Consider the following 19,241-nt stretch of genomic DNA (forward strand, 5'->3'; position numbering starts at 1 on the left):
ATATTTGTCGTCGTCCCCATGGTATACCTAGTAATTAACAGTTTTATTGTAGACGGCTCAGTGAATTTTGAAAATTATCGGTCAGTTTATAGCAAGATTGTCAACTGGACAGCCTTGATAAATACCTTTAAGCTATCGCTGCTGGTAATGATTCTGAGTCTGATAATCTCTTTTCCGCTTGCCTGGCTAGTTGGTCGTACCAATCTTCCGGCAAAAGGATTTTTCCGAACAACATTTGTAGCAACATACATGATTCCGCCGTATGTAGGCGCCATTGCTTGGACTCAGCTCTTAAATCCCAGTGTTGGATTTGTTAACACCATGCTAGTCCATTTATTCAACTTGTCAGAATCCCCATTTAATATTTATAGTATGGCCGGTTTGGTCTGGGTTTTGACTTTATTCTATTCGCCTTTTGCTTTCATAACCATATCACGGGCATTGGAGAAAATGGACCCGACTTTGGAAGAAGCTGCTCGTATTTCCGGCGCATCGCCGCTGCGAGCTCTGATAGATGTAACGCTGCCGCTGATGTTCCCTAGTATATTAGCCGGTGGCCTGTTAGTATTCATCGCGGCCGGCTCGTGTTTCGGCATACCCTCAATTGTCGGCATGCCGGCCCAGATAGAAGTACTGACAACACGGATTGTAACCTATGTTTATATGGGCGACAGTAATGGTATCCGAGATGCAACGGCACTTGCTGTATCATTAATGCTGGTTGCTAACTCAATTCTGTTCATTATGACCATGATGCTTGGCAAAAAGGACTATGTTACAATCGGCGGCAAGAGTACGCGCCCCAATATTGTTGACCTTGGGGTATGGAAGTGGCCGGCCGTCGGGGCAGCCGTCACATACGGTCTTGTAACGGTGTTTTTGCCGATTGCCTCGATTTTTGTTTCTTCACTCATTAGAACATATTCCGAGCCGGTGTCGTTAAGTAACTTGACTTTTGAAAACTGGCTCCCGGTAATACAAAGCTCACAATATCTTATTCCGATTAAAAACAGTTTCATTACGGCTACGGCCGCCGCTACTGCATCTACCGTTATCGCCCTGTTTGTCAGCTATCTCGCTGTAAAAACCCGGGCCAAGGGAAGACTTATTCCCGACGTGCTGTCAACGCTTGGCGGCGCTACACCGAGCGTAGTTATTGCGCTGGCGCTGATTATTGCATTCTCGGGAAATTTAGTGCTCAATCTCTACTCGACATTGACCATTCTGGTTGTCGGCTACATGGTTAAATATCTTACAATGTCAGTGCGGACAATCTCAGCATCATTAAGCCAGGTGCATCCTTCGCTTGAAGAAGCAGCTTTAAACTCGGGGGCAAGTTGGCTAAGGACTTGCAAGGATATTATGCTGCCGCTGATAGCACCGTCAATTGTCGCAGGTTGGTTTTTAGTCTTTATGCCGTCATTTTATGAACTGACGATGTCGATTATTCTATATGGCGCTAAAACAAAGACTATCGGTGTTTTGCTGTATGAATTGCAAACATATGCCGACCCGCAAAATGCATCAGTGCTGTCAGTACTAATTTTAATTATCGTTCTTGTAGGAAACCTTATTATTCGTAAATTAACCAAAGGCAATGTTGGGATTTAAGGAGAGGAAACTAATGGCAGAAGTCAGAATTGTATCAGTAATAAAGCAGTTTGGCGAGGTCAAAGCAGTAAATAACTTTAATGCTACTATCGCCGATGGTGAGTTTGTATCCATCTTGGGTCCGTCAGGCTGCGGCAAAACTACAATGCTGCGAATGGTGGCTGGCTTTGAACGGCCGACGCAAGGTGAGATTTATATCGGTGACCGGCTAATCAGCTCGGGCAAGAACGGTACCTTTGTCCCGCCGGAAAAGCGGAATATCGGGATGGTTTTCCAATCGTATGCTGTATGGCCGCATATGAGTGTTTTTGATAATATTGCCTATCCCTTAAAAATTCAAAAAGTTTCCAAGGCCGATATCCAGGCGCGTACCAATCATGCTCTTGAACTTGTGCATTTAGATGGCTACGGTGAGCGTTACCCCCACCAATTGTCAGGTGGCCAGCAGCAGCGGGTGGCTCTAGCGCGGGCGTTGGTTGGCGAACCGCGTTTGCTGCTCCTGGATGAGCCGCTCAGCAACCTTGATGCTAAATTGCGTGAAAGTATGCGGTTCGAGATTAAAGACTTGCAGAAGAAGCTTAACATCACTGTAATCTATGTGACCCATGACCAGGCTGAAGCCATGGCCATGTCTGACCGGATTGTCGTAATGAATCAAGGTGTTATTCAGCAAATTGACAAGCCTCAGAATATCTATGAGAATCCGGCCAACAAAATTGTTGCCGACTTTATTGGTTTGGTTAATTTCATACCTGCTGAAATTAAGGCGGATACAATTGAAATGCCGACCATCGGTTTTACCATGCATCAGAGCAGCAGCTTTACAGGCAAAGGGATGGCCGCTGTCCGCCCTGAGCATATTACAATGAGTAAAACGGGTTCGGGCTTGCGTGGTACGCTGCTCCATAAGTTTTATCTCGGTGATTCAACCGACTGCCGTGTGAAGGTCAATGATGAAATTATCAGAGTAATTGACAAAGCAGGGTCATATCAGGATTATCCTGATGGTTCGACAGTATATCTGGAATTCAATAAGGTAATGGCATTTCCTCAGTAGGGAAATCATGACTGGCAAAAATACGGACCGCGCGATAGTATCGCGCGGTTTAGTTTGCGCTGGTTCGACGTCTATGCCGTTCCATGTCGCACTAAAGCATGTATTTCCCGGGCAATATATCAAATTAAGACATAATTTTTAACAACAATAGCAGGAATTATTTTAGCTATAGCGAAATAGATATATGTTGTATGGATTTTTTTGTTAGTGGCGGGACAAAATAAATTACTGGCGGGCAGATTATATCCCGGAAGGGAATGACAGCGTGAAAAATGTTGTTCAAATTCATCGCAAATTAGCGCCCGAACTTATAGCGCTAATCGAAGATAGGTATAATATCTTAAGGCATGTCAATTACAGTCAGCCGATTGGCCGACGGGCGCTTGCTCAGAATCTGGGGATTGGCGAAAGGGTAGTGCGGGCTCAGGTTGAGTTTCTTAAGAATGCCGGGTTTTTAGAATTTTCATCGCTTGGCATGACAATAACAGCTGACGGCGAAAAACTTTTACGGGATTCCGAAGGATACATAAATGAACTCCACGGTCTTGATATGCTCGAAGCTGAATTGGCTAATAAGTTAGGCGTAAAACAAGTAATTATCATCTCTGGCGACAGTGAAGCCGATACAACCGTCAAACGTGAACTGGGGCGGGCGGTGGTAAACATTCTCGGACAATATCTGACCGAGGAGATGGTTATTGCTGTAAGCGGTGGGTCAACAATGGCCCAAGTAGCTGAGGTTACCAGTTTTTCAGCATCGAAGACTACGGTTGTTCCGGCTCGGGGCGGTCTGGGGGAGCAGGTGGAATATCAAGCCAATATTATCGCTGCTGTAATGGCGGCAAAACTAGGCGGCACCTATCGTCTGCTCCATATTCCCGATGGTATGAGCGAGGAAGCGTTGGACGTAATTCTGGCCAATGATGCGAATGCCAATACTGTTATTGAGATGATAAAACATGCCAACATTCTCATTCATGGAATTGGCCGGGCGTTGGATATGGCCATGCGGCGCAGTTGTGACGCGCCGATTGCCGATGAAATTGTCAGACGGGGCGCTGTCGGTGAAGCCCTGGGTTATTACTGCACGCTAGAGGGGAAATGTGTTTATGTAACAAGCAGCGTGGGGCTGCGACTCGATGACCTGGCCGATATTGGTTTGGTTATTGCGGTAGCCGGCGGACGGAAAAAAGCTGAGGCTATTATCGCGGTAACCAGCGCCGGCGGACAGGATGTGCTGGTTATTGATGAGGCTGCCGCCAAAGCTATTAAGGCTATCATATAAACCAGCTTAGGTATGGCAATATTGCGACATTTGTCGCTAAGCTAAATAAATTTTAGGAGGAATCTGTATAATGGCAACAAAAGTAGGTATTAATGGATTTGGACGTATTGGTCGTAATGTATTCCGCGCGGCGTTAAAAAACCCGGCAATTGATATTGTAGCAGTAAACGACTTGACTGATGCAAAAACATTAGCTCATCTTTTAAAATATGACTCAGTACATGGTATCCTTGATGCAGAGGTTAAAGCTGATGGCAATAACATTGTTGTAAACGGCAAAACCATTAAAGTTCTTGCTGAACGCGAACCGGCCAACCTGCCTTGGAAAGATCTTGGCGTAGAAGTGGTTGTTGAATCAACCGGCCGTTTTACTGAGCGGGAAAAAGCGGCTGCTCACTTACAAGCTGGCGCTAAGAAAGTCGTCATTTCGGCTCCTGCCAAAAATGAGGATATTACTATCGTAATGGGCGTAAACCAAGATAAATACGATGCCCAAAACCACCATGTTATTTCCAATGCTTCCTGCACCACCAACTGCTTAGCGCCCTTTGCCAAAGTTCTTAATGACAAATTCGGCATCAAACGCGGTTTGATGACAACTGTACATGCTTACACTAATGACCAGCAAATTCTTGACCTGCCGCATAAAGACCTGCGCCGGGCCAGAGCAGCCGGTATGTCAATTATTCCGACAAGCACTGGCGCAGCAAAGGCTGTTGCCCTTGTTCTGCCTGAACTGAAAGGCAAACTCAATGGCTTTGCAATGCGCGTTCCTACACCTAACGTTTCAGTAGTCGATTTGGTCGCTGAACTTGATAAATCAGCTACTGCCGAAGAAATTAATACCGCCCTTAAAGCTGCTGCCGAAGGCGAGCTTAAAGGCGTAATGGCTTTCTCGGATGAGCCGCTCGTTTCCAGAGACTATAACGGCAATCCGAATTCTTCGATCGTTGACGGTTTATCAACAATGGTTATTGAAGGAAACCTGGTTAAAGTAGTTTCCTGGTATGACAACGAATGGGGCTATTCCAACCGCGTTGTTGACTTAATCAGCTTTATTGCCGGTAAAGGTCTGTAATTGCAGCCACATAGGTTAATGATACTTGAGGGTCACATTTTGTGGCCCTCAGGCTGTTGCTTAGTGAATGTCACGCTTGGCGTGAATGCTTTGGAGGTATGGACATGAATAAAAAAACCCTCAACGATGTGTGGGTGAATAATAAAAAGGTATTTGTTCGCGTAGATTACAACGTGCCCATGGATAAGGCCGGCAATATTACCAACGATACTCGGATTAGGGCTACACTGCCGACTATCGAATATCTTTTGTCACGTAATGCCGCTGTAATATTGGCCAGCCATTTAGGCCGACCGAAAGGTGCTGTTGTACCTGAGTTCTCACTGGCTCCTGTTGCCAAACGCTTAGCTGAATTGCTCGGCCGCGAAGTTAAATTTGCGTCCGACTGTGTTGGGCAAGCAACAGAAGCTATGGCTGCAGCCTTAAAGCCCGGCGAAATCTTAATGCTGGAAAACCTAAGGTTTCATAAAGAAGAAGAAAAAAACGACCCGGAATTTGCCCGTCAGCTGGCATTGCTTGCCGAAATTGCCGTTAATGATGCCTTCGGCGTATCCCACCGGGCTCATGCCTCGGTTGAAGGTATCACAAAACATCTAACAGCCGTTCCCGGTTTTTTAATGGAGAAGGAAATTATCTTCTTAGGCCAGGCGCTGGCTAACCCAACCCGCCCGTTTGCTGCTATTATCGGCGGTGCTAAAGTGTCTGATAAAATCGGGGTTATCGAAAACCTCCTCGATAAAGTTGATACTTTAATAATCGGCGGTGGCATGGCTAATACCTTCTTGGCTGCCCAAGGTTTTAAAATCGGGAAATCGCTTGTTGAAGCAGATAAACTGGATTTAGCCAAAGCCCTGATCGAAAAGGCGAAACAGCAGGGGGTTAACCTGCTGCTGCCGACCGATGTTGTTATTGCCGATAAGTTCGCGGCTGACGCTGATAACCGGCCGGTGAGCATTGACTCAATCCCTGATGATTGGATGGCACTTGATATTGGACCCAAGACGGCAGAAGTTTATGCTGAAGCTGTAGCTGCCGCTAAAACAATTGTCTGGAATGGACCGATGGGCGTTTTTGAAATGGACGCCTTTGCCAAGGGAACCGAACGTGTGGCTAAAGCTGTTGCTGATTCGAAGGCAACCAGTATCGTCGGCGGCGGCGACTCAATCGCTGCGCTGGAGAAAACCGGTCTTTCGAGTCGCATCAGTCATATTTCGACAGGCGGCGGCGCCTCGTTGGAATTCTTGGAAGGTAAAGTTCTGCCAGGTATTGCGGCCTTGGCAGATAAATAGGAGGTCTTCAACATGCGTAAACCGATTATTGCCGGCAACTGGAAGATGCATAAAAATATTAGCGAAGCAGTTGCTCTAGTTCGTGATTTAGCCGGTTTGACAGCCGACGTTAAAGCTGTAGATATGGTAGTTTGCCCGCCCTTCACCGCTCTTCATAGTGTTGGTCAGGTTCTGAAGGATACCAACATTGGTCTGGGTGCGCAAAACATGTACTGGGAAAAGCAAGGCGCGTTTACCGGTGAAATAGCTCCGGAAATGCTTATCGATGCAGGCTGCCAATATGTCATTATCGGCCATTCCGAGCGCCGCCAATATTTTGCTGAAACCGATGAAACCGTTAATAAGAAGGTAAAAGCGGCATTAAGCTATAATTTAATACCGATAATGTGTGTCGGCGAAACGCTCGAACAGCGCGAAAACGGCACAACTGAAAATGTTGTTGGTCAGCAGGTTAAGGGCGGCCTGGAAGGCCTTACTGCCGAGCAAGTAGCTAGTCTGGTTATTGCTTATGAACCGGTTTGGGCGATTGGCACCGGCCGGACGGCTTCGGCTGAGGACGCTAACGCTGTCTGCGCCTTTATCCGCAGAACTGTGGCCGAAATGTTCGATAACCAAACTGCTGAAAGTGTTCGAATTCAATATGGCGGCAGTGTTAAGCCGGCAAACATTGCTGAACTGATGGCAAAAAGTGATATTGACGGCGCATTAGTCGGCGGAGCTGCTTTAGATGCAGCCGGCTTCAGCCAGATAATTAATTTTTAAACGCTGTGGAGGGAATAGATTGAGCAAACTTAAAACACCTATTGCCCTTGTTATAATGGACGGGTGGGGCGTAGGCTGTGCTGACGATCCCAGCAACGCGATAAGCCATTCGGAAACACCCCATTTAACGCTGTTATCCGAGTTGTATCCGTCGACTACGCTAGCCTGCTCTGGTGAGGCGGTAGGCTTGCCGAACGGTCAAATGGGAAATTCCGAGGTCGGCCATCTCAATATCGGCGCCGGACGGATAGTTTATCAAGAACTAACCCGTATTTCCAAGGCTATCAAAGACGGGGACTTTTTTACTAATAAGGTATTGACCGGCGTAATCGAAAAGGCTAAGGCTGCCGGAGGAGCCCTCCATCTTCTGGGTCTAGTATCAGACGGCGGCGTTCATAGCCATATTGAGCATCTTTATGCCTTACTCGAATTAGCAAAGCGACATGGCCTTACAGAAGTCTATGTGCATGCTTTCCTAGACGGCCGCGATGTGCCGCCATCCAGTGCGATTGACTATTTAGCCGCTTTAGAAAATAAAATTGCCGAGTTAGGCATTGGCAAGATTGCAACTATTTCAGGTCGATATTACGCCATGGATCGTGATAAGCGCTGGGAGCGGGTAGAGAAGGCCTATGCTGCCTTGGTCTATCGGCAAGGGATAACAGCTCCGACGGCCCGGGAGGCTATCAAGCAAGCTTATGAGCGCGGTGAAACAGATGAGTTTGTCCAACCGACTGTCATCGCCGGCCCTGACGACTGGGCAATTAAACCAAATGATGGCGTTATTTTCTTTAACTTCCGGCCAGATCGGTCGCGTCAGCTGACCAGAACCTTTGTTGATAGAGATTTCCGCGGTTTTGACCGCAAAAAAGGGTATTTGCCGCTGGCGTTTGCAACTATGACTCAATATGACGAAACACTTGATGTTGACGTTGCCTATCCGCCGCAATACTTAAAAAATACGCTGGGCGAGATATTTAGCCAAGCTGGCTTAAATCAGCTTAGAATTGCTGAAACTGAGAAGTATGCCCATGTTACCTTTTTCTTTAGCGGTGGCGAGGAGAAACCGTTTGCTAATGAAGACCGCATTTTAGTTCCGTCCCCCAAAGTTGCTACATATGACCTCAAGCCGGAGATGAGCGCTGTTGAAGTAACCGACAAAGTGGTTAAAGCAATTAATAGTGGTAAATATGACTTGATTATTCTCAATTACGCGAATGGTGATATGGTTGGTCACACCGGCAAGATGGGGGCTGCTGTCAATGCGGTCGCAACAGTAGACAAATGTGTGGGGCGTGTAGTTGATGCCATGCGCGACCGGGGCGGCATAACTTTGATTACAGCCGATCATGGAAATTGTGAATGCATGATTGATCCGGATACCGGCGGGCCATTAACCTGTCATACCACGAATGTAGTTCCTTTCATTATGGTGTCAGAACACCATCGTAACGCTAAGCTGCGGCCAGGAAAACTAGCTGACATATCACCGACAATCCTCGAGCTGGCCGCTATGCAAATCCCGCCCGAAATGACAGGCCAAAGTCTGATAGCGAAATAAAATTCTAATTTCTATATATTATAAAGGAGGCATCATCATGTCGACGATTGTAGATGTTTTTGCCAGAGAGATTATGGACTCGCGGGGTAATCCCACTGTAGAGGTCGATGTAGTGCTGGACGACGGCACGCTTGGCCGCGCTGCCGTACCATCCGGAGCATCAACCGGCGCGTACGAGGCTGTTGAACTAAGAGATGGCGATAAAGGCCGCTATCTAGGCAAAGGCGTACTGAAGGCTGTACAAAATGTAAACGAACTTATTGCCCCTGAGCTTATTGGTATGGAGGCGCTCGACCAAGTTTCTATCGACAAACTTATGCTTGAGATTGACGGTACACCTAATAAAGGCAAACTAGGCGCTAACGCAATTCTTGGCGTTTCAATGGCAGTAGCAAAGGCAGCTGCCGCTGCTTCCAACATGCCGCTGTATCAATATCTTGGCGGTTTCAACACTAAAGAACTGCCAGTACCCATGATGAATATTCTCAATGGCGGCAAGCATGCTGACAATAATGTTGATATTCAAGAATTTATGGTTATGCCGGTTGGCGCTGAAAGCTTCGCCCAAGCACTGCGAATGTGCGCAGAAGTATATCATGGTCTTAAAGGTGTACTTAAAGCCCGTGGTTTAAATACCGCTATCGGTGATGAAGGCGGCTTTGCTCCTAACTTAGCATCTAACGAACAAGCTATTGAAGTAATTATTGAAGCGATTACTAAAGCCGGTTACAAGCCGGGCGAAGAAATTTGCATTGCGCTTGACGTAGCGGCAACCGAACTCTACAAAGACGGCAAATACAACCTTGAAGGCGAAGGCGTCGTTAAAACAGCCGCTGAGATGGTTGAATACTATGCGCATCTCGTTGAAAAATATCCTGTTATCTCCATTGAAGACGGTATGTCCGAGGACGACTGGGAAGGCTGGGCGCTGCTGACTGAACGTCTGGGCGGCAAAATCCAGCTTGTCGGCGATGACTTATTTGTAACTAATACTGAAAGATTAAGCCAAGGTATTGCTAAAGGCGTGGCTAACTCTATTCTTGTAAAAGTAAATCAAATAGGTACACTGACCGAGACTTTTGACACTATTGAAATGGCTAAACGGGCTGGATACACTTGTGTAATTTCCCATCGCTCAGGCGAGACCGAAGATTCCACTATTGCCGATATTGCAGTAGCCGTTAATGCCGGCCAAATCAAGACAGGTGCGCCTGCGCGTACAGATCGTGTCGCAAAATACAATCAGCTGCTTCGCATCGAAGAAGAACTTGGTGATGTTGCAGAGTATAGAGGCAAAGCTGTCTTTTGCAACTTAAAGAAGTAAGCCGTAAAGAAAATCAATAGCCGGCAAAATTGCTAGCTATTGATTTTCGATATTTGGCCTCATTTACAAATTTTTTTTAAATAAGGCGTATAATTGCTGCTTTTTTGGGGTAGAAAAAGTAGGAATAATAAAAATATTTGTAATACATTGCTACCCTATTTTATCTATGTTACAATAAATGAGTAAAAGTAGGGGGGTGTTAGAACTTTGATTACAGGACTGATGATTCTTGAAGCTATCATTTGTATTGCCTTAATTGCCGTTGTGGTACTTCAGTCAGGTAAAAGCGCTGGTTTGTCCGGTTCCATCGCCGGTGGGGCGGAAACCATGTTTGGTGGCAAGAAAAAAGGATTGGACGAAATCTTATCCAGAGCAACTATGATTTTAGGAACCTTATTCGCAATCGTAACAATGATTCTAGCTAAGCTGATGCAGTAGTTCTAATATGCCTCAATGTAAGGTCATTGAGGTAATATTTTTAACCAAATTTAGTGGACAATTCATCCAACTAAGGGGGAAATTTACGCATGGAACTGTTGTATATTGCACCTATTGCCGGTATCGTGGCACTAGCTTTCGCAGCTTATTTTATGGCCAGCGTGCTTAAAGAAAGCCCTGGCAACGCAAGGATGCAAGAACTTTCACAGGCAATATTTGAGGGAGCAATGGCCTTCTTGAATAGGCAGTACAAAACCCTTATTCCGTTTACCGTGGTTATTTTTGCTGTTTTGTTTTTTGTAACCGGCTATGAGATTGCTGTGTCGTTCCTGGTTGGCGCTGTTTGTTCGGCTTTAGCCGGTTATGCAGGCATGACTTCAACTACTAAAGCGAATGCCCGGACCACTGAAGCGGCCCGGAGAAGTCTTAACAGCGCGCTCAGCGTTTCATTCCGCGCCGGAGCTGTTATGGGGATGTCGGTTGCCGGTCTTGGACTATTAGGCGTGTCGGTCTTATACATAATCTTCCGTGATCCTGTTGCGATAAATAGTTTTGCTTTTGGCGCAAGCGCAATTGCATTTTTTGCCCGGATTGGCGGCGGTATTTATACTAAAGCTGCTGACGTCGGTGCCGACCTTGTTGGTAAAGTTGAAGCCGGTATTCCCGAGGACGACCCCCGTAATCCGGCCGTTATTGCCGACAACGTTGGCGATAATGTTGGCGACACTGCAGGCATGGGTGCGGACTTATTCGAGTCCTATGGCGCCACTGCAATTGCCGCAATGCTGATCGGCAATACCCTGTTCGGCATTAATGGTGTTATCTTCCCGTTGTTAATTGGTGCAGCTGGAATACTGGCTGCTATCGTTAGTATTTTCCTTGTTCGTACCAGTGAAGATGGTGATCCCCAGGCTGCGCTTAACCGCGGTTTATGGGCGACAAATATAATTACTGCTATCTTGTCCTACTTGCTCGCAGCTCATGTTTTCGGCTCACAAGGTTTTGGCATCTTTGTCGCAATTGTAGCCGGCTTGATTGTCAACGTTGCCATTGGTTCCATTACCGAGTATTATACTTCCAATGCCAAACCTCCGACTCAGCGCATTGCAGATGCTTCTCAAACAGGTCCTGCCACTAACATCATTTCTGGTATTGCAACCGGTCTGAGAAGTACCGGCCTTCCGATGCTGGTGTTCGTTGTAGCTATCTGGGTAGCTTATCATTATGCCGGAATTTACGGTATCGCTATGGCTGCTATGGGTATGCTGTGTACTGCCGGTATGGTAGTAGCGGTTGACTCGTTCGGTCCGGTTGCCGATAACGCCGGCGGTATTGCTGAAATGGCTGAACTCGAACCTGAAGTTCGTAAAACAACTGATAAACTTGACTCGGTAGGCAACACTACCGCTGCTATTGCAAAAGGTTTTGCTATTGGCTCGGCAGCCTTAACGGCTCTGGCTCTCTTCACTGCGTTTGGTGAAGAAATTGCTAAAAATCCAAAACTTGCGGGGCTCTTGGTTGATGGTCATCTGGTAATCAACCTGACTGAACCTGCTGTTATCATTGGCATCTTCTTGGGCGCAACCCTGCCGTTCCTGGTTTGCGCATTTACCATGGAGGCTGTTGGTAAAGCCGCCTTTGAAATGATTGCTGAAGTACGTCGTCAATTTAGAGAAATCCCGGGCATTATGGAAGGCACCGGTCGTCCTGATTATGCTCGCTGTGTTGATATAAGCACTAAAGCCGCTATTCGCGAAATGATGCTTCCCGGTTTATTCGCGGTTGGCTCTCCGCTGCTAGTAGGCTTTGTCCTTGGGGCTAAAGCTTTGGCCGGTTTCTTGGCCGGTGCTACCGCAGCCGGTGTACTCATGGCTATCTTTATGGCCAATGCCGGCGGCGCATGGGACAATGCTAAGAAATATATTGAAACAGGTAAATACGGCGGAAAGGGTACACCTACTCATGCCGCTGCTGTTATCGGCGACACTGTTGGTGACCCCTTCAAAGATACTTCAGGTCCGGCAATGAACCCCCTTATCAAAGTGGCCGGAACAATTTCCCTAATTATTGCTCCATTGCTTTTCTTCTAGAATCTAGAAAAGGCGTCAGGCGTAAAGCCTGGCGCCTTTGGACTTTTTAGCCATTATCGGCATAAAATCTTAGCATAAAGCTTAAGGAGAGGATTGTTATGATTAAACCGGTAATTGGCATATCAGCCAATATTTTGACGTTAGATAATGGCGCTGAGCGGGCAGCAGTAAGTACAGAATACATCAAAGCAGTGAGTCAGGCCGGTGGCGTTCCTGTTATGCTTCCGGTCATTACCGATCAGGAATCAATACAGCAGCAGCTCAAAATAATCGATGGGCTAATTTTGTCGGGCGGCTATGATGTCGATCCGCTGCTGTTTGGTGAGCAGCCGGCTGAGAAATTGGGTTATGTTTGCCCCGAACGTGATTTTCACGAAATTGAGCTGGTTAGAGCTGCCGCTCTGGCTCAAATTCCTATTCTCGGCATTTGCCGCGGTATCCAACTCATTAATATCGCTTTTGGTGGAACGATATACCAAGACTTGTCAGACGTGCCCGGAGTTATAAAGCATATGCAAAATGCTAAAAATAATATTCCGACCCATACAATTGAGATTGCTGAAAACTCTCAGCTTGCAAGTATCCTTGGGCCCAAAGCCATAGTAAACAGTTTTCATCATCAGGCCGTAAAGAATGTTGCGCCAGGCTTTAGAGTGACAGCGTGGACAGCAGACGGCGTCATTGAAGCCATTGAAAACTCGGAAAGCGAATTTTTTATCGGCGTACAATGGCATCCTGAAATGATGGCGGCCACCCAGCCGGCTATGCATAATTTACTCGTTAGTTTTATCCATGCGGCATTATCTAAAAATGCCTAATAATGGTATAATGATAATATTAGACAGTAAACGACGAAGGAGGATACCCATTGGCCATAATGAAAGGTGCCGAACCATTCTTGCTGCCGGGTGGTGAGCATGGTGTAATATTAGTACATGGCTTTACCGGGTCGCCATCCGAAATGCGGTTATTAGGATATCATCTTAACGATCTTGGCTATACTGTAATTGCGCCGCGGCTAACCGGGCATGGTACTACTCCTGAGGCCATGGCGGCAACAGCTTGGTCCCAATGGTTCGGCAATGTCGAAGACGCCTATCTAATGCTTAAGGGAGCCTGCTCTAAAATAGATGCGGTCGGTCTGTCGATGGGCGGCCTACTATCCCTAAAGCTGGCGTCCGAGTACCCCATTGAACGCGTAGCTTCATTGAGCGCGCCTATATACATTGCTGACAGGCGCCTACCAATGCTGCCGCTATATCGCCTTATCCGCAAATATGCCCCTAAACGGCGGCGCAAATTTCATGATGTTGACCCGATTTACTCAGTTTCCTATGACCGAACGCCATTGAATTGTATAGGCAGTCTGATTGAGCTTATTAAGAAGGTTGACAGGCTGCTACCGACTATTAATCAACCGACGCTAATTGTTCAGTCGCGTAATGATCGTACGGTGCGCCCGAAAAGCGCCCGGCATATTTATGACCGACTGGGCAGCCGCGAAAAAAAACTTGTTTGGCTGGAGGAATCTGGTCATATTATTACGCTTGATGCAGAACGCGACAGTGTATTTAGACTTGTTGCTGATTTTATCCGGCGGTAAAAATAAAATATGAGGTGAGCTTATGACAAATAATCTGGAAAAAGACGAAGTCAATCAATGGTGTTTTGCCTGCGGACGGCTTAATCCAATTGGCCTAAAGCTCCAGTTTGCCGAGGAAAATGACACTTACATTACAAGATTTACCGCTGGCCCGGAGCATCAAAGTTACGATGGAATAGTGCATGGCGGAATCATCAGTACACTACTTGATGAAATAACCACCCGTTATGTTTATATAAAGGGCGTAACCGCTGTTACGGCTCGGCTCGAAGTCCGGTATCGGCAGCCTACACCGATCGGCGTTGAACTAAAAGTTACCGGTAAAATAACCGGACAGCGTGGTAAAATGTACGAATTGACCGGTACGATAGAACTGCCCGACGGTACAGTGACTGCACAAGCCAAAACGACGGCGATAGTAATTGATGGAGGTCAAACATGACTCTCAAGGAAAGAATATTGTCATTTATGCATACCGAGGCCTATAAACCGCTGACAGCCGAGGACTTGGCCGAACAATTGGAACTGAAAGGCAGCGAACTCGCTGAATTTTGGGATCTTCTCCAACAACTGGAGAACGAGGCTGAAATAATAAAAACGCGATTTGACAAATATGGTACGCCTGAGCGAATGAACCTTGTTGTCGGCCGGCTTTCAGCGACCAACAAAGGGTATGGTTTTGTTATTCCCGAAAATCCGGTTGAAGATGAAGGTGATGTGTTTATCCCGCCGGACGCCATGCTCAGTGCTATGAATAATGATCGAGTAGTGGTCAGAATCAATCGACCTTCGGGTCGCGGCAGGACCCGTGAAGGTGAGATTATTCGCATTGTCCGGCGTGCTAATACTAAGGTCGTAGGTGTATTTGACTGCAGCCGACATTTTGGGTTTGTCATTCCAGATGATCCGCGTCTGGGCAATGACATTTTTATTCCTAAAGATGAATTCAACGGTGCAAAAATCGGCGCAAAAGTTGTTGCCGAAATAACTAAATGGCCGGAACGTAAAAAAAGCGCTGAAGGTAAGATTGTGGAAGTACTAGGTCAAAAGGGCGATCTTGGTATCGAAATTTTGTCCATTATCAAACGACACGATTTACCTACTGAATTCCCCGCTGCGGTTGAACGAGCAGCTAATAAGGTCCCCCAGGAAGTCAATGAGCAGGAAATTGAAGGCCGCCAGGACTTAAGGCACTTACCCATCGTTACAATTGACTCAGAAGATGCCAAAGATTTAGACGACGGCGTCTATGTTGAGCGCCTCAAGAACGGCCGCTATCTCCTTGGTGTGCATATTGCCGATGTTAGCTATTATGTCCGCGAAAACACGCCGCTCGACCAAGAGGCTCGTCAGCGCGGGACAAGCGTTTATTTAGTAGACCGGGTGCTGCCGATGCTGCCGCCGCGGCTGTCAAATGGCATTTGTAGTCTTAATGCCGGCGTTGACCGCTTGGCCATGTCGATACACATGGAGATTGATCATCGCGGGCAAGTCTTGAATTATGAGATATTCCCCAGTGTAATCAAAGTTCATCGGCGGTTGTCGTATAATATTGTGCAAAAAGTTTTAGTCGAGCATGATGAGCAGATGCGCACAGAGTACAGCGACCTAATTGAGCAGCTTGAGGACATGGAGAGGCTCTGCCGGATATTGCGGGATCGGCGGATTCGCCGGGGCGCAGTTGATTTTGATTTTCCGGAACTAAAGGTTAAGCTTGATGAAAGCGGCCGGCCGGTTGAAATAGTAAAACGAGTCCGGACTCTTTCGGAATCTATCATTGAAGAATTTATGCTAGTGGCTAATGAAACGGTCGCTGAGCATATGCACGAACTTGAGGTGCCATTTGTCTTTCGGGTACATGAACAGCCGGATCAAGAGAAGATGGATCGGCTCAATGTGCTGTTACACAATTTTGGCCAAAGTTTACCCAAAACTAATGAGATTAGACCGATGGCCCTGCAAAAGGTGCTTAGCCGCATTGCCGGCCGTCCTGAAGAACGCATAATCAGCACAGTAATGCTCAGGTCGTTAAAACAAGCCCGCTATGAGGCCGAAAACCTTGGTCACTTTGGCTTGGCAGCAACCTATTACACCCATTTTACCTCGCCAATCAGACGCTATCCCGACCTAATTGTCCATCGTCTGTTGCGGGAAACCTTCAATACCGGCGATGTATCGGCTAAACGCCGTCAAAAGCTTGCCGCAATGCTTCCTGAAATTGCTTTTCATGCGTCAGAGCGGGAAAGAGCAGCAGCTGAGGCTGAACGTGAAACAGTCGAACTTAAAAAGGTTGAGTATATGACCCAATTCATCGGCGAAGAGTTTCCAGCCATTATCAGCAGTGTTACCGCCTTTGGCATGTTTGTTGAATTGGAGAACGGCGTAGAGGGTTTGGTCCATATATCAAGCATGGACGATGATTACTACCACTACGTTGAAGATCAGTACTCGCTTATCGGTGAACGCACTAAGAATGTCTACCGTCTGGGAGAACCGGTAACAGTACTGCTGACTCGCACTAACCCTGAAGAGCGGACACTTGATTTTGTCCTTGCCCCTAGTAATCAAAAACCAAGACCGGCTGGAAAAAACAGCGGCAAACCGAAAACCGCCGCTCGAAAGTCACCGCCAAAGCCCACTGGCAGACAAGCAGCTAAACCAGCTGCGAAATCGGCTGGTAAGCCGGCTGCAAGACCGCCTAAACCAAAGCTTAAAAGTAAGAAAGGCGTCTCTGCAAAACCAAAACGTCGTAAATCTTAAGACCTTAGCTCCTTGAACAAATTCGCATAACTGTAAGCCATTGGCTTCGTTGACCCATGTGAGGTTTTTTGATATAATATGGTAGTTATAGACTATTATCCGGTGAGGTGAAAGCGGTGGAGAAAAGTATTAAAATCGTTGCTGAAAACCGTAAAGCGCGCCATGACTATCATATCCATGAAACATTCGAAGCCGGCATTGCCCTAACCGGTACAGAAGTCAAATCGCTTCGGGCCGGCAAGGCCAATCTAAAGGACAGCTATGCCCGCATCGATAATAGCGAACTGATGCTCCATAATATGCATATCAGCCCATATGATCAGGGCAACCGCTTTAATCATGAGCCGCTCCGCACGCGTAAGCTTTTAATGCATCGCTATGAAATTAATAAACTTGTCGGCAAAACCCAGGAAAAAGGATACACCCTGGTGCCGCTTAAACTGTATTTCACCCGTGGCAGAGCAAAAGTTGAAATAGCCTTAGCCACCGGTAAGAAAAATTATGATAAACGTCAGGACATAGCCGAACGCGATGCCAAACGGGAAATTGACCGGGCTTTTCGCGATAGACAAAAGATGTAGTTAACTAAAAAATCCCTCATAAGAGGGATTTTCATTCTGTTAACAAAAGGCTGAGATTGCAGTGCTTTGTTTGCGATGATTTCTTGGTTTTACTGTCATTGTGAGTGCCGAAGGGAAGTGGCAATCTCTGTTTCTAGCTTATATACGGTCCAACTGTTCATTCTCCATGTAAGGCGCCTGTTCTTTTGCCCATACCTGAAGTACAATTATTCCGGCTATAATCAAAAGTCCGCCTATGACCTGAAGTAAAGTTAATTCTTCGGCCAGCAGCAATACCGAAAGGATTACGGTAATTACCGGCTCGGTTATGCTTATTATTGAAGCATTAGCGGCTCCGATTCTGCTCATGCCGGCAAAAAGTCCTAAGATGCCAACGATTGTTCCCAGTAAAGCCATTCCGAATATATCGGCCCAGCCATGCGGGTCGAAGTCTAAAGACTGATAGCCGGCGGCCCAGCCCCCCACCAATAGCGCTATCCCGGCGGCAGAGCATACATAAGTAGTAGCTAGAAGCGGATTGATTGATTTAAGTACGCGATTACCGACAACAATATAAACCGAGTAAACCAGCGCTGCACTTAGCCCGAGCATAATGCCGATCGGTTGGAGGCTGCTAAAGGATACTCCTAACACTAAAAATAATCCGAGAAAACATATAACGAGAGCGATACCTTTATTCCAACTGAAAACTTCATCGCCTATGATAAAAGCTATTAGCGTGACTAGCGCCGGATACGCATACAGCAGCATAGCCGCTAACGAGGCAGGAAGATAATATAGTGTCGAGGTAAACAGGATAGACACTACACAGTAGCCTAAAATCCCCATAAGACAAAGCTTGATAACGATTTTTTTATCGGTAACGATAGGGATCTTCCGCATTATTACTACTGCCCATAATGCTAATGCGGCCAGCAAAAAGCGGCCGGTAAGCATTGTGACTGTAGTAACGCCTGCGGCATAGGCGTATTTCACAAAGATGGCTAAAGTCGCGAATCCAGCAGCTGATGCCAATACCATTAATGTACCTGAAGTGCGTTGTGTCATATAAGTCTTCTCCTTGAGTTATGTCGCTATCATCAAACTTAATATATTCATTTAGGCCGTCATAATCTCCTTTAAAATTCCTGAAGCCTGCGGTGAAAAATATTTTGCATATAGTTGATTTTGTGATATAATTATATGACAATTGAATAGCGTAATCATAATTATGGGGGCGTACTGGTTTCGACAGGGGTAGTTGTGGCATAGGTAGCGAGTCGGGGTTCCATTAGCCCGTTAAAACGGTGGACCTTTAAGTAAACGCAAACGAAGATTACGCTTTAGCAGCTTAATGCTAACGTCCTACTCTCCTTTGCCTGCGAGGCGGGATAGGACGTCAAAAAGCAGGATACCTGAAGCCTTATTCTCGGTGGGCTGACTGGGAAAAATAGTCGAGATAGCTCCGAAGAAGCCTGTCTGTGGGCATCAACTGAGCGAAAACTAAAACACAGAATGCGCTCGGAGAAGCCTCTGTGGCAATACCTTTGGACAGGAGTTCGATTCTCCTCGCCTCCACCATAGTTTGGAAATCTTGTTAAACCCGCGAATTTTCGCGGGTTTTTTGCTATGCATTTTTGATAGGTGATTCGGATGGTTCTACCAACAAAGATTTCTTAAAAAAGTAGAAAAAGTGGAGACTGCACAATAGTTTTGTCCTGCTTAACTAGAAAAATTTAATATTATAGTATATTTTAAAAGAATTAGATCGTTCTTTTTTTGTCTAAAAAGTTGTCAAACTAGGAACGTCCCCGATGTCCTAA

At 46.5% G+C, this 19,241-nt stretch carries 16 protein-coding genes and 1 other RNA gene; 16 read left to right on the plus strand and 1 reads right to left on the minus strand.

Annotated elements, in window-relative coordinates; all coding sequences use genetic code 11:
- Positions 1 to 18: 18 nt before the first annotated feature.
- From GX348_12455 to smpB, 15 genes are all read left to right on the plus strand, one after another.
- Positions 19 to 1,611, plus strand: coding sequence for an iron ABC transporter permease (locus GX348_12455; protein ID NLP42969.1), 1,593 nt, complete (start codon positions 19 to 21; stop codon positions 1,609 to 1,611).
- 13 nt (positions 1,612 to 1,624) lie between these two features.
- On the plus strand, positions 1,625 to 2,668 hold the full coding sequence (locus GX348_12460; protein NLP42970.1) for an ABC transporter ATP-binding protein: 1,044 nt from the start codon (positions 1,625 to 1,627) through the stop codon (positions 2,666 to 2,668).
- A gap of 265 nt (positions 2,669 to 2,933) precedes the next feature.
- A complete protein-coding gene (locus tag GX348_12465) occupies positions 2,934 to 3,953 on the plus strand; it encodes a DNA-binding transcriptional regulator (protein ID NLP42971.1) in 1,020 nt (339 codons plus the stop codon).
- A 70-nt stretch (positions 3,954 to 4,023) separates the two neighbouring features.
- Positions 4,024 to 5,031 carry a type I glyceraldehyde-3-phosphate dehydrogenase gene (gene gap / locus GX348_12470; protein ID NLP42972.1) on the plus strand — a complete coding sequence of 336 codons (1,008 nt, stop codon included), beginning with the start codon at positions 4,024 to 4,026 and terminating at the stop codon, positions 5,029 to 5,031.
- 104 nt (positions 5,032 to 5,135) lie between these two features.
- Complete coding sequence (locus tag GX348_12475) at positions 5,136 to 6,320, plus strand: phosphoglycerate kinase (GenBank protein NLP42973.1); 1,185 nt, start codon at positions 5,136 to 5,138, stop codon at positions 6,318 to 6,320.
- A gap of 12 nt (positions 6,321 to 6,332) precedes the next feature.
- On the plus strand, positions 6,333 to 7,082 hold the full coding sequence (locus GX348_12480) for a triose-phosphate isomerase (protein NLP42974.1): 750 nt from the start codon (positions 6,333 to 6,335) through the stop codon (positions 7,080 to 7,082).
- Between the two features lie 19 nt (positions 7,083 to 7,101).
- A complete protein-coding gene (locus GX348_12485; protein ID NLP42975.1) occupies positions 7,102 to 8,643 on the plus strand; it encodes a 2,3-bisphosphoglycerate-independent phosphoglycerate mutase in 1,542 nt (513 codons plus the stop codon).
- Positions 8,644 to 8,680: 37 nt separating this feature from the next.
- Entirely contained in the window at positions 8,681 to 9,967 is a 1,287-nt protein-coding gene (gene eno, locus GX348_12490) for a phosphopyruvate hydratase (protein ID NLP42976.1), read from the plus strand.
- Between the two features lie 207 nt (positions 9,968 to 10,174).
- On the plus strand, positions 10,175 to 10,405 hold the full coding sequence (secG, locus tag GX348_12495) for a preprotein translocase subunit SecG (GenBank protein NLP42977.1): 231 nt from the start codon (positions 10,175 to 10,177) through the stop codon (positions 10,403 to 10,405).
- An 89-nt stretch (positions 10,406 to 10,494) separates the two neighbouring features.
- Positions 10,495 to 12,495, plus strand: a complete 2,001-nt coding sequence (locus GX348_12500) for a sodium-translocating pyrophosphatase (GenBank protein NLP42978.1) — start codon at positions 10,495 to 10,497, stop codon at positions 12,493 to 12,495.
- A gap of 98 nt (positions 12,496 to 12,593) precedes the next feature.
- Positions 12,594 to 13,313, plus strand: a complete 720-nt coding sequence (locus GX348_12505; protein ID NLP42979.1) for a gamma-glutamyl-gamma-aminobutyrate hydrolase family protein — start codon at positions 12,594 to 12,596, stop codon at positions 13,311 to 13,313.
- Positions 13,314 to 13,363: 50 nt separating this feature from the next.
- On the plus strand, positions 13,364 to 14,098 hold the full coding sequence (locus GX348_12510) for an alpha/beta fold hydrolase (GenBank protein ID NLP42980.1): 735 nt from the start codon (positions 13,364 to 13,366) through the stop codon (positions 14,096 to 14,098).
- 22 nt (positions 14,099 to 14,120) lie between these two features.
- Entirely contained in the window at positions 14,121 to 14,540 is a 420-nt protein-coding gene (locus tag GX348_12515) for a PaaI family thioesterase (GenBank protein NLP42981.1), read from the plus strand.
- Positions 14,537 to 16,858 carry a ribonuclease R gene (gene rnr, locus GX348_12520; protein NLP42982.1) on the plus strand — a complete coding sequence of 774 codons (2,322 nt, stop codon included), beginning with the start codon at positions 14,537 to 14,539 and terminating at the stop codon, positions 16,856 to 16,858. Before GX348_12515 ends, rnr begins: the two co-directional genes overlap by 4 nt.
- A 116-nt stretch (positions 16,859 to 16,974) precedes the next feature.
- Positions 16,975 to 17,439, plus strand: a complete 465-nt coding sequence (gene smpB / locus GX348_12525) for an SsrA-binding protein SmpB (GenBank protein ID NLP42983.1) — start codon at positions 16,975 to 16,977, stop codon at positions 17,437 to 17,439.
- A 138-nt stretch (positions 17,440 to 17,577) separates the two neighbouring features.
- On the opposite strand, the gene GX348_12530 is transcribed toward smpB, so the two are convergent.
- Positions 17,578 to 18,486, minus strand: a complete 909-nt coding sequence (locus GX348_12530) for a DMT family transporter (GenBank protein ID NLP42984.1) — start codon at positions 18,484 to 18,486, stop codon at positions 17,578 to 17,580.
- Between the two features lie 165 nt (positions 18,487 to 18,651).
- Here GX348_12530 and ssrA point away from each other — a divergent pair.
- Positions 18,652 to 18,999: a transfer-messenger RNA gene (ssrA, locus tag GX348_12535) on the plus strand.
- Positions 19,000 to 19,241 lie beyond the last annotated feature (242 nt).

The sequence above is a fragment of the Veillonellaceae bacterium genome (genome assembly GCA_012523975.1).
Taxonomy (GTDB): Bacteria; Bacillota; Negativicutes; order JAAYSF01; family JAAYSF01; genus JAAYSF01.

Coding starts and splice junctions, on each gene's coding strand:
- GX348_12475 (NLP42973.1), top strand. CDS start 5,136: ATGAATAAAAAAACCCTCAACGATGTGTGGGTGAATAATAAAAAGGTA.
- rnr (NLP42982.1), top strand. CDS start 14,537: ATGACTCTCAAGGAAAGAATATTGTCATTTATGCATACCGAGGCCTAT.
- GX348_12460 (NLP42970.1), top strand. CDS start 1,625: ATGGCAGAAGTCAGAATTGTATCAGTAATAAAGCAGTTTGGCGAGGTC.
- GX348_12480 (NLP42974.1), top strand. CDS start 6,333: ATGCGTAAACCGATTATTGCCGGCAACTGGAAGATGCATAAAAATATT.
- GX348_12505 (NLP42979.1), top strand. CDS start 12,594: ATGATTAAACCGGTAATTGGCATATCAGCCAATATTTTGACGTTAGAT.
- GX348_12455 (NLP42969.1), top strand. CDS start 19: ATGGTATACCTAGTAATTAACAGTTTTATTGTAGACGGCTCAGTGAAT.
- gap (NLP42972.1), top strand. CDS start 4,024: ATGGCAACAAAAGTAGGTATTAATGGATTTGGACGTATTGGTCGTAAT.
- GX348_12500 (NLP42978.1), top strand. CDS start 10,495: ATGGAACTGTTGTATATTGCACCTATTGCCGGTATCGTGGCACTAGCT.
- eno (NLP42976.1), top strand. CDS start 8,681: ATGTCGACGATTGTAGATGTTTTTGCCAGAGAGATTATGGACTCGCGG.
- GX348_12530 (NLP42984.1), bottom strand. CDS start 18,486: ATGACACAACGCACTTCAGGTACATTAATGGTATTGGCATCAGCTGCT.
- GX348_12515 (NLP42981.1), top strand. CDS start 14,121: ATGACAAATAATCTGGAAAAAGACGAAGTCAATCAATGGTGTTTTGCC.